At 51.0% G+C, this 11,560-nt stretch carries 6 protein-coding genes and 1 tRNA gene; 5 read left to right on the top strand and 2 right to left on the bottom strand.

The window, feature by feature from the left end; translation table 11 throughout:
- Window positions 1–200: 200 nt before the first annotated feature.
- Complete coding sequence (gene gatD, locus AB1690_13920) at window positions 201–1,586, bottom strand: Glu-tRNA(Gln) amidotransferase subunit GatD (protein MEW6016404.1); 1,386 nt, start codon at window positions 1,584–1,586, stop codon at window positions 201–203.
- 229 nt (window positions 1,587–1,815) lie between these two features.
- On the opposite strand from gatD, the gene mfd reads away from it, so the two are divergent.
- The 4 genes from mfd to AB1690_13900 all read left to right on the top strand — a co-directional run bounded on the left by mfd (window position 1,816) and on the right by AB1690_13900 (window position 7,770).
- A complete protein-coding gene (gene mfd, locus AB1690_13915) occupies window positions 1,816–5,238 on the top strand; it encodes a transcription-repair coupling factor (protein ID MEW6016403.1) in 3,423 nt (1,140 codons plus the stop codon).
- Window positions 5,239–5,319: 81 nt separating this feature from the next.
- Complete coding sequence (locus AB1690_13910; protein MEW6016402.1) at window positions 5,320–7,044, top strand: NAD-dependent malic enzyme; 1,725 nt, start codon at window positions 5,320–5,322, stop codon at window positions 7,042–7,044.
- A 250-nt stretch (window positions 7,045–7,294) separates the two neighbouring features.
- Window positions 7,295–7,534, top strand: a complete 240-nt coding sequence (locus AB1690_13905; protein ID MEW6016401.1) for a GIY-YIG nuclease family protein — start codon at window positions 7,295–7,297, stop codon at window positions 7,532–7,534.
- Window positions 7,535–7,693: 159 nt separating this feature from the next.
- A tRNA-Met gene (locus tag AB1690_13900) sits at window positions 7,694–7,770 on the top strand.
- Window positions 7,771–7,803: 33 nt separating this feature from the next.
- Here AB1690_13900 and AB1690_13895 read toward each other — a convergent pair.
- A complete protein-coding gene (locus AB1690_13895) occupies window positions 7,804–10,626 on the bottom strand; it encodes a tetratricopeptide repeat protein (protein ID MEW6016400.1) in 2,823 nt (940 codons plus the stop codon).
- Window positions 10,627–11,255: 629 nt separating this feature from the next.
- Here AB1690_13895 and AB1690_13890 point away from each other — a divergent pair.
- Window positions 11,256–11,560, top strand: a 305-nt coding sequence (locus AB1690_13890; protein MEW6016399.1) for a pyridoxal-phosphate dependent enzyme, incomplete at its 3' end; no start/stop codon positions are given.

The raw sequence follows: 11,560 nt of genomic DNA, 5'->3' as shown, positions 1-11,560 counted from the left end.
AGGCGAACCGCAGAAACCTTAAAATCCCCGTCATACTGACGACGCTTCTCCAACATCGTGAACACCTCCTTAAAATCAAATATACATCAGACCTTATTTCAGTGTCCACTCTTTCGGGGGAAGCTCAAACCCGACCTACCTAGAGATTGCTTTGACCCGCCATCGGCTGACAAAGCCTCCGACTCGGAATGACGGGAAAATCATCTATGGTACTGGCCTATGAATTTTTCGACTTCGGGGAGCCCCCCCTGCAGAATCAGGTACCCGTCAAATGGCTCCCGCTCCGTAATTTCGCCGGCTATCGGCGATAGCATCATCTCCCGGACTTTCTTTGGCTCGGTTGTCTGCGCCAGAACCCAGCCCAGTTTCACATACGCCACTTCGGGCAACATATTCTCCGCCGGAATTACCCCCAGTTCCATCATATCACGACCGGTATCGTAAACATACATCTGGACATACCCCCAGAGGGTTTGCACCGTCATATAAATCGCAATCCCTTTCTCATGGGCACGTTTTAACGCCGGGTAGAGCGGTTTATTGACATGCCCCAAACCGGTGCCGGCGATGACAATCCCTTTATAGCCGTTATCAATCAACGACTCGATTATATCGGGGCGCATATTGGGGTAATAATAGACAATCGAAACCATCTCTTCGAATACCGGCTTGATATCGACCCGGCGGTCGTTACGGCGGCGCTTGTAATCGGACTTGATAGGGGTAACCAGTTCGGGAGTGACCGCGGCAATCGGGATATCGCCAATGGTGCGGAAAGTGGAGCGATAGGAAGAATGCATCTTACGAACACGGGTGCCGCGATGGAGAAGATTATACTCATCGGAGGTAGGCCCAAACATGCAGACCATGATTTCGGCAATGTCGGAATGACCGGCGGTGTATGTAGCGCAACGGAGATTGAAAGCGGCATCGGAGGAGGGGCGGTCGGAGGAGCGCTGCGAGCCGACCATGACAATAGGAACGGGCGAATTCTGGACCATGAAAGATAAAATAGCGGAAGTATGATGCATGGTATCGGTGCCATGGCCGATCACTATTCCATCGACTCCTTTTTCAATCTGACGGCCTATCTCGATGGCGAGCGCCTTATACTGCTCCGGTCCCATATTTTCGGAAAAAACGCCAAACAGTTTCAGGGTCTCGAGATTGCAGATATCGGCCAGTTCCGGTACCGCGCCATAAAGTTCGCCGGGCGTAAAGGCCGGGATGACCGCGCCGGTGCGGTAATCGAGACGGGAGGCGATAGTGCCGCCGGTACCTAAAAGAGTAACGCTCGGTTTATTGGGGCTGACCGGAAATTCTTTTTCCGGAATCTTATAGACCGCTTCCTTATAGCCGGTCTCTTTAATCTCCTGAATCCGGTCGGCGCGGATGCCGATATTGTAGCCTGATTTCAGTTTCAGAACGATATGGTCGCCATCGGCGGTCTCTGAACGGGGAAGTATCACTCCCTCGAAATCGCCGGCGTCGGTTTTAAGAACAACATTCGCCCAGACTCGTCCCCCGAGCGATTGGAGGACTTCCTTGGCGCGTCCTTTGTATCCTTTTAAGGCATCGGTATTCATTTCTTCTTCCTGTCTTTTGGCAGATATGTTCCGATAGGTAACGAGAAAATAAAGGAGAAGTCAAGAGGGGGCACTGACCGCTTTGGTGGAACATCCTAATCATTCTGTCGTTTCTACCGAATAACTGATTGCCGGAAACGATTTGTCGTATTAGATTCCGGCGACTGTTTAACAGGCAATACCCCTCCCCGTTACGGGGTGGGGCTTTCGTCATTGCGGAACTGAAATTATGAGTCTGACAACCGAGCAGAAAAAGTCTTATCTGGATTATATCACGGCTCGATTTTACGAAGCGGAGCCGTTTCGGACATTGATACAACGGCTTTCCATGGGTGCCCCGGGGGAGATTGCCCTGACCGGTCTGGCCGGTTCATCTCCGGCGTTTCTATTGCAAGGGGTGACACAGCAGCAGGAATCGCCGCTGCTGGCGGTGACAGCGGAGGCCGAGAATGCTTTCAATCTTTATGATGACCTCTCATTCCTTACCGGAGGGAACGGGCTTTTTCATTTTCCACCGCGAGGAGTGCCGCCCTATGAGTTTCGTTCTCCGGCGGCGGAAGTCACGGCGCAACGTCTGGCGACCCTTGCCGCCCTTACCGATGGCCGCGCCAGGATTGTCGTAGCCTCAATAGAAGCCCTGGTCGAGCCGACTATCTCCCCGGATGATTTCCGGGCAAGTTCGCTGCGGCTTCGGGTCGGCGATGAACTCGATATCGACTCCCTCGCCGAGAAGTTGTCAAGCCTGGGGTTCAATCGGGTGCCGCTGGTGGAAGAGATAGGAGATTTCGCCCGCCGCGGGGGATTGGTTGATTTCTTCTCGCCGGGATTCGACCATCCTGTTCGGGTGGAGTTCTTCGGAGATAGCATCGATACCATCAGGCAGTTTGAAGTCTCCAGTCAGAGAACGGCCCAGATGCTGGATGAAGTGGCGATTCTGCCGCGGCGGGAAGTTCTTATAACGCAGGAGACGGTTGAGCGATATATCGAACGATTGCCTGAAGATGATGCCGACCTGCTGCGGGCGCGCTATCTCAATGACCCGGAACTGCCGGGACTGGAATGGCTGGCGATTTCCTTTGGGATTAAATTTGGCTCGCTGATTGATTTCCTTCCCGACAACCGCATAATCTATATCGAAGGGGGAATTTCTCTGACCGATAAGGTGAAGGAACTCACCAGGGAGGCAACACATCATTATGAGAGACTGAAAGAGCGGTTGCTTACCATACCGACCCTGCAGCTATATTACGACAACCTCGGACCGCTCCAGGACGCTGTGGGCAAATCACAATGCTTGGTGCAGTATCCCTTTCGCCATCCTCAAAAAGAGATGCTTGATTTTCATTGTCGGGAGCACCCCGCTATCGGTTCCCGCTTTGACCTGCTGGCGGCAACTATTGCCGGATTTCAGAAAGAGAGTATCAGCTATCTGATTGCCGCCGACAACCCGGGGCAGGCGTCACGGCTGGCGGAATTAATATCCGACAAAATTGAATCCACCGCGTCGCTTCCGGTGGAAGTTGCCCTCCTCAAAGGGGGCTTTGTCTCACCGGTGAATAAGATCGCCATCCTGACCGACCATCAGATATTTGGACGGTATTTTCGACGAGTTCGCCGCAAGAAATTCCGCGAAGGTGTGGCGATTCAGAATTATACCAGTCTGGTTGACGGCGATTATGTGGTGCACGCTGATTTCGGAATCGCCCGCTACGCCGGATTGAAAACAATTAATGTCGATAGCCGCCCGCGCGACTGCCTGCTCTTGATTTATGCCGACGGGGTCAAACTCTATGTTCCGATTGAGGAATTCAACCGGGTGGGGAAGTATGCCGGGAAAGATGCCGCTCCGAAACTCACAACCCTGGGTGGAACCTCATGGGAAAAAATCAAAGCCCGCACCAAAAAGGCGATTGCCGATATGGCCGCGGACCTTCTCAAGATATATGCCGAAAGGAAATCGCGCCCCGGTTACGCTTTCGGTCCCGATACTACCTGGATGAAACAGCTGGAGGCATCATTCATATATGAAGAAACCCCCGACCAATTAAAAGCGATTGAAACGATAAAATCCGATATGCAGAAACCGGTGCCGATGGACCGTCTGGTCTGCGGAGATGTGGGGTACGGCAAGACCGAAGTGGCGGTAAGGGCCGCCTTCAAGGCGGTCGAAGCCGGCAAGCAGGTAGCGGTGCTGGTGCCGACAACTATTCTGGCGCAGCAGCATTACGCCACCTTCGCCCAAAGACTGGCTGATTTCCCAGTCCGCATCGAAATGCTCTCCCGCTTCAAGAATCGCAAAGAACAGGAGAAGATTGCCGAACTTCTGGCTGACGGCAAACTGGATATTGTAATCGGGACACATCGCTTGCTCTCCAAAGATATCCGCTTTTCCGACCTGGGGCTTCTGGTAGTCGATGAAGAGCAGCGGTTTGGCGTCAAACACAAAGAGACTCTGCGCAAATTGAAAACAACTGTCGATACCATCGCCTTAACCGCCACGCCGATTCCGCGAACGCTGCAGATGTCTCTGATGGGGGCGCGCGATATGTCGCTGATAAATACCTCGCCCAAAGACCGTCTGCCTATCATCACCCAGATAGTTGAATTTGAGCCGGAGATAATCGCGGAGGCGATTCTGCGCGAAATCGACCGGGGCGGACAGGTTTTCTTTGTGCATAATCGGGTGCAGACTATCGAGGCGATGTACCGTTTCCTTAAGAAAACTGTCCCCCAGGTGGAAATTGCGGTGGCTCACGGTCAGATGCATGAGCGCTCCCTGGAAGGTGTTATGCTCGCTTTTCTGGCAAAACGATTCCAGGTGCTGTTATCGACCTCAATTATTGAGTCGGGGCTGGATATACCATCCGTCAATACCATAATTATAAATCGCGCCGACCGGTTTGGACTGGCTCAACTCTATCAACTGCGGGGACGCGTCGGCCGCTCGGCGGTGCGGGCTTATGCCTATCTACTAACGCCGCCCTATCGGCTCCTTTCGGAAGATGCCAGGAAGAGGCTTCGCGCCATTGAAGCGCATGCCGACCTGGGAAGCGGTTTTGCCCTGGCGATGAAAGATCTGGAAATACGCGGCGCCGGAAATATCCTGGGAGCGCAGCAATCAGGATTTATTGAGGAAGTCGGATTTGATTTATATACCAAACTTCTGGAAGAAGCGGTGGCGGAACTGAAAGGGGAGAAAGTTGTCGGCACCCCGGATACGAAATTGGAAACCGACCTCGACCTGATCATTCCGGACAGTTATATCAATATCAATCAGCAGAAAGTGGAGGTTTATCAGAAGATTGCCGGCGCCCGCTCCGTTTCAGAGATTGAAGAAATACGCTCCGATGTAGAGGACCGCTTCGGACGGATGCCGGCGGCGGCAGTCAATCTCTTTGATGCCGCGGTGGCGCGCGTGGTTGCCTGGACGCTGGAAATCGAAAAGATGCGATTGAAAAACGGCCGCGCCGAACTGACGTTCAAAAGCAGCAAGAAACTGGAGCGGAGAGAGATAGAGAAATGGCGGCGGGCGGTCGATGTCCCTCTGGAGTTTTCGCTGGGGGCATCACAATCAGTTAAACTCGACCTGCTCCAGCTCGAAGAAACCAAGAGAGTTAATCATCTCAAGACCATACTCACCCGGATGCAGTAGTGGAATATTGCTGCACTGCCTTGACATAGACTCAAATAGCGATTTACTTGCGAGCATTCTTAGAAGGAGATTACATATTCCATGAAACGATTCGATATGCGGGTTGACCCTTTAACCCATGAAATATATTACGCCGTTCCCCACAAGGGACATCTTCTCCTGCATGACCCCTTGCTGAATAAGGGGCATTCCTTCACCAGTGTGGAGCGTTCCGAGTTTGACCTGGTAGGATTATTGCCGGAATCAATTGGTACTCTGGATGACCAGGTAATCAGAAGTTATGGAAACTATCTGGCAAAGAGCACCGACCTGGAACGATATGTGACCCTGATCGGGCTTCTCGACCGAAATGAGACCGCTTTTTACGCGCTGCTTCTCCGTCATCTGGAGGAGATGCTTCCAATCGTCTATACTCCCACTGTCGGTCAAGCCTGTCTGAAGATGTCGCATATCCTTCGGCGCTACCGGGGAATTTATGTCACCCCCACCAATGTTGACCATATCGAACAGATTCTCAGCAATATTGGGCTTCCCAATGTATCGCTTATCGTTGCCACCGATGGCGAGCGGATTCTCGGTCTGGGGGATTTGGGAGCGGATGGCATGGGAATTCCGGTAGGAAAGATAGCTCTTTATGTCGCTGCTGCCGGCATTCATCCGGCATCAACCCTTCCGGTCTGCATCGATATCGGCACCAATAATGAACGCTTGTTGAACGACCCCCTTTACATTGGGGTGCGACAGAAAAGGCTCACCGGTGAAGCCTATTATGCCGTGATTGAAAGATTCATTCAGGGGGTGAAGCGGGTTTTCCCGCGGGCGCTGTTGCAATGGGAAGATTTCGGGAAACATCATGCCTTCGACCTTCTCGAACGGTACCATGAAAGAATCCTGAGTTTTAATGACGATATCCAGGGGACCGGCGCTACCGCCGCCGCGGCGCTCCTGACCGCCTTCCGCATTAAGAACCGTCCCGTTTCTGAGGAGCGAATCGCCATTCATGGATTCGGCCAGGCCGGCAGCGGGGTCGCTAACGCCATGGTGACCCTTCTGGTGGAAGAAGGGAAGATGAGTATTGAGGAAGCGCGACTGAGAATTTTTGCGGTTGATATAAATGGCCTCCTGATGGAGGGAGATAAGGCGGAACCGTATCAGAAGAATTTCCTGCAATCTCGTCAAACCATAGCCGACTGGCCTATATCCAAAGATCGCCCGGCGCCATTGGAAGATGTTGTCAAGTACGGAAAAATAACGACTCTTATCGGTCTTTCCGGCCAGGCGGGAGCCTTTAACCGGGCAATCCTGGAGCAGTTGGCAAAAAACTGCGAGCGCCCGATTCTGTTTGCCCTCTCCAATCCGACTTCCTGTTGCGAGGTGATTCCGCAGGAGGCGCTGGAAATCACCGACGGGCGGGCGCTGGTGGCGACCGGAAGTCCTTTCGCGCCGGTGCACCATCGGAGCGGTCGTGCGATTCAGATTTCACAGTGCAATAATCTTTATCTTTTCCCCGGCATGGGACTTGGCGCTATCGTCTGCCAGGCGTCGCGCGTTACACATATGATGTTCCACGCCGCCAGCAAGGCGATTTCGGCGATGGTGACTGAGGAGCAGCGAACAGATGGTCATCTTCTGCCCCCTTTGAAGAATATTCGCGAAGTTTCTTTCCAGGTGGCGCTGGCAGTGGCGAAACAGGCGCGGGAAGAAGGATTGGGGATGATAGAGCCGGATGGCCGCCTGGCGCAACTTATCGGCGCCGCGATGTGGGAGCCGCATTATTATCCCTATCGCTTCACGCCGGTATTGTAGGAAAATTCGCTGAGCGAAATTCAGGAGAAATAATTCCGCTGTTTTGGATGGCGGAATTTTCATCCTCGAAGATATCGCCGAAAAATAACATCAATTGCCTTGACATTGCATATCGGAAACATATATTGAGCTTCTGATCGCGGGGTGGAGTCCGCCGAAGGCGGAGTAGCTCGTCGGGCTCATAAGTTCGGGCGCCAAGATTGAGACTAATTCAATACTAACTGACCTTAATCCTTTTATATAAGTGGCCATGTTTACTGTCTATATGATTAGGTCAGATGAGGGGAAACAATATATCGGTCATACTTCTGACATTCATCGGAGATTGGCTGAACATAATACGGGGCTCTGCAAGACGACGAAAGTGTGCGGAGAATGGAAGCTTGTTTATAAAGAAGAATTCGCTACTCGTGGTGAAGCTATGAAACGAGAGAAATGGTTGAAATCAGGAGTCGGACGAGCCTACCTGAAGCAAGTTCTCAATTTCTGATTCACAGCAGATTATTAAATTTGCATAAGATTCTTAATCTCATAATATTGGCTTGACATTGCATATCGGAAACATATATTGAGCTTCTGATCGCGGGGTGGAGTCCGCCGAAGGCGGAGTAGCTCGTCGGGCTCATAACCTGCGATGACAAAATCTGATCGCGGGGTGGAGCAGTCCGGTAGCTCGTCGGGCTCATAACCCGAAGGTCGCGGGTTCAAATCCCGCCCCCGCTACCAAAAATCGGTTAAGTAGTCTGCTCAAAGAAGTCGTTATCGATCGATGCTTCGACCCTGTAAGGTCTCAGTGATCCAACGCACTTCATGTTCAATTTCAGTTTCCTTCGCTATGTCTAGAGCGCGCTGAAGAATCTGTATGCCTTCTATATGGTTTTCCCGGTTTTGTCCGGTGGTCAGCAATAAAGCGCCCAAATGGCGCTCAGTGAAAACTATAAGCTCAGGGCATCCCATACGATAAGCCTGCTCGACAAGTCGTTTCAGTCTTGCGGCCATCAGATCCAAATCACCCTCTTTTGAATTAAGGACAGTCTCAATTGTCGATACCCGCGCCCAGATTGGGCCACGATTTTGTCGCTCAATCAAATTCACACACAATTGGCAGTGCTTTCGACTCAGTTCGATCAAACCGTGTCGCTGATAGAGTTCCGCCAGGCGCGAATGTGGGCTGATTTGACTGCCGCGGAGGTCCGACTCCACCGCCACTTTAACCGCCTGTTGCAGGTGCTGCAAAGCACGCATCTTATCCCCTTTCCAGAAATAAGCCGTTCCCAGATTATTATGCGCGGTACTGATAGCGACCGGGAGAGCTAATGTACGTGCCTCTCCCAGTGCATTAGTGGCGGTCAAAATAGCTGTCTCATAATCACCGATAATTGACAGGTCGTGAGCAATGTTGCATTGACTGATTAAATAGTCCTGTAGATTCGACTGCTCTTTATGTATGGCGGAACTGCGTTCATTCAGTTCGAGGGCCTTGCGATAATCACCCTGGCAGCCATATACAAAAGCGATATTGTTTGAAGTGTTGGCAATTGCTACCTGGTTTGAACCAATTTGCTCAAAGATATGCAACGCCTGCTGCAGGTTACACAGCGCCTCTCCAAAGTTGCCAGTGTTGATATATATAATCCCTATGTTGCTAAGACATTTTGCCTCGAGTGAATGGTCCTCCCGTTTGCGAGCTATTGCTAAAGCTTCCATGAAAAGTTCGCAGGCGTGGTCATAATCCCCTTTGTAGTAATAAATGCCGCCCATATTTTTGAGAGCCGACGACATCCTTTCCGGGTCACCCAGCTGTCGGCTTATTTCCAGCACACGCTGGAAGAGCTCAAGAGCTTCATCGTATCTGGCGCGCGGCTGGAGAATGTTTATGAGAATGGCCAGGGTTTCAGCTTCACCGGTCAAGTCGGCGGATTCCCGGTCCAGTTCAAGTGCATCTTGACCAACCTCCCAGGCTTTGTCCCACTGTGATAGACCGGTGTAGGCGGCTGCCAGTATTCGTAATAGATGTGCCTCGTCGCTCTTTAGCATACGTGAGCGGGCCTCTTCAAGAGCATCGATCAATTCACGACTAGCCATTGCGTACTCACCCTTGAATAAGTGAATTTGCGCGATTTCCGCTCTTGCTCTTAGCAGGGCAGGCTCTATTTCTAAAGCGCGATGATATAGCCCCAGTGCTGTTTCCACATCGGCTTTATCCTGTTTGTGTTCAAATGCATACTTAGCTCGCAGGCAGTACTCATATGCCTGTGGATTTATCAGACCAGTCGCTATACCACGAACAGATAACTGATGCGGGGAATCGATTCCTAGTGCGAGATAAACGCCCTGAACCAAAGCCCTTCTGATTTGCGGAATATCACTTATCGGTTCTTCCCAGCGATCTGCCCAGAGATTTTGTTTGTTACATATATCGATTAGCTGAGCAGAAACGCGCACCGTTTCATCCATCTTCAGTATAGAACCATCAAGCACCAAATCGACATTGAGCGTAAGCGCTATCTCCTCGATCTCGGCATCGCTGTCTTTCCATTTAAGTATGGAGCGCATTGGCGACACCTGCAATGATCTTACGCGGGTCATGGCAATAATCAGGTCTTCCGTCAATCCATAGCAAAGATATTCATCATCAGACTTCCCCAAGTTGCGCAGATATAGGACAGCCAGTGATTTCGTTCCCTGAATCCGGGTGACTGTCGGTGATCTTATGATTGGCGCTGCGACATGGGGATTCTGTAAATCTCTTATAAGTTCCTGAGCTGTTTGATGTCGATTGACACGGTCTTTCTGTAGCGCCTTGGTTATGACCGAGACAAACGCCGTATCAATGTCCGGCCGATACTGGGATATGGAAGGCGGTTCCTCGCTGACGATTGAATAAAGGACCGCCGCTTCATACTCTCCCTGAAAGGGTAAATGCCCAGTGAGCATCTCATATAACATGACTGCCAAGGAGAATATATCAGTTCTGCAGTCCAACTCCTCCCCCCTCACCTGTTCCGGCGACATATAGTTTAAGGTGCCTATGGTCACACCGGTTTTGGTGATTTTACCGACGCCAATGATAGTCGCCAGTCCAAAATCAAGAATCTTAGCTCGCCCATTCTTATCTATCAGTATATTGCCCGGCTTAATATCTCTGTGAATAATCCCGTTATTATGCGCCTCCTGCAAACCTAGAGATATTTGAATTGCAATATTGATTATGCCATCCAGCGACGGACCAGTCTGTCTGATGTATTCATCGGGCGGTAATCCATCCACATATTCCATGGCGAAGTAAGGCCGACCACGGAATTCATTCACTTCATAAATGGTGATAATATTGGGATGATTGAGCTTTGCCGCTGCTTGTGCCTCCCGCCTGAATCGGGCCCGACAGTTCGCATCCTGGGATAGATGAGGGGGAAGAAACTTGAGTGCAACTTTTCGATTGAGTTCTGTATCCTCGGCAAGGTAGACATCGCCCATGCCACCAGTCCCGATCTTTTCGACGATCCGGTAATGACCAATTATGGTGTCTTTCGAAAGCTGGATGTGCAGTCGGGTAATGTCGTTTGAATCGTCCTCTGCCACTTCTGGCAATCTCCCGCCTCAGACGGTTTTGAAGTCACCGATTGTTAGTTTCAAGCCGTTAAGATATACTTTGCGGACAAATGAGGCAACAAGTTAACGGGCAGACAAAACGGGCCATACTTCGTAATTTAGGGGATAAATTGGATTTATAGATTAGGAGAAAATCGACGAAGAGAAGCCAAAACCAGTTCTGGACTAATTAAATCTATGGCAGGGTAGATGGCAACCTAATTCAGTAATTTACAGGGCTAAGTATCGCAGGATTCTGCTCTTGTGGTCTTATAAGTCCAAGCTCAAAAAATCCCCACTCTAACATTTCTCAAGTAAAACCAGCCAAAACACCCCAAAATAAAGGAAAACACCAGACACTGTGTTTCCCGTAAGTTGTTGCCATTATTACAGGTTAGTGTCTGGTGCTTTCTGGTGTCTGGACAGCTTAATCGGCTCATAATCCGCCGCGGCGGATCGCGGGTTCAAATCCCGCCCCCGCTACCATTAATGTGAATTCCTTCAGCAATCAAATCAGATTGACTTTATTCCTTCACTACTATATTTAAGTCGAGCCGGATGGTCGCGGCATTCCGGGCAAGACTTTGAAACCGCTTGAAATTTGATGAAAGCGACTTAACATGAACAATCATTCCAATATCCTCCACGCCATCGGGAATACCTCCTTGGTGCGATTGAGCAAAGTAATTCCGGAAGGATGCGCCAAAATATCTGTCAAACTGGAATGGGAGAATCCGACCGGCAGCATGAAAGACCGCGCCGCGCAGGCGATGATTGCGCGCGCCGAAGAAGATGGCAGACTGAAACCGGGATACACTATCGTCGAATACACCGGCGGAAGCACCGGCATTTCGCTCGCGCTCGCCGCGGTCGCCCGGGGATATCGCCTTCATATCGTCACCTCCGATGCCTTCAGTCACGATAA

The sequence above is a fragment of the Candidatus Zixiibacteriota bacterium genome (genome assembly GCA_040753495.1).
Taxonomy (GTDB): domain Bacteria; phylum Zixibacteria; class MSB-5A5; order GN15; family PGXB01; genus DYGG01.
This window is presented reverse-complemented; position numbering and strand designations above follow the sequence as displayed.

What these genes read in the sequence shown, in the direction of transcription:
- AB1690_13910 (MEW6016402.1), top strand. Translation starts at nt 5,320, where the DNA reads ATGAAACGATTCGATATGCGGGTTGACCCTTTAACCCATGAAATATAT.
- mfd (MEW6016403.1), top strand. Translation starts at nt 1,816, where the DNA reads ATGAGTCTGACAACCGAGCAGAAAAAGTCTTATCTGGATTATATCACG.
- AB1690_13905 (MEW6016401.1), top strand. Translation starts at nt 7,295, where the DNA reads ATGTTTACTGTCTATATGATTAGGTCAGATGAGGGGAAACAATATATC.
- gatD (MEW6016404.1), bottom strand. Translation starts at nt 1,586, where the DNA reads ATGAATACCGATGCCTTAAAAGGATACAAAGGACGCGCCAAGGAAGTC.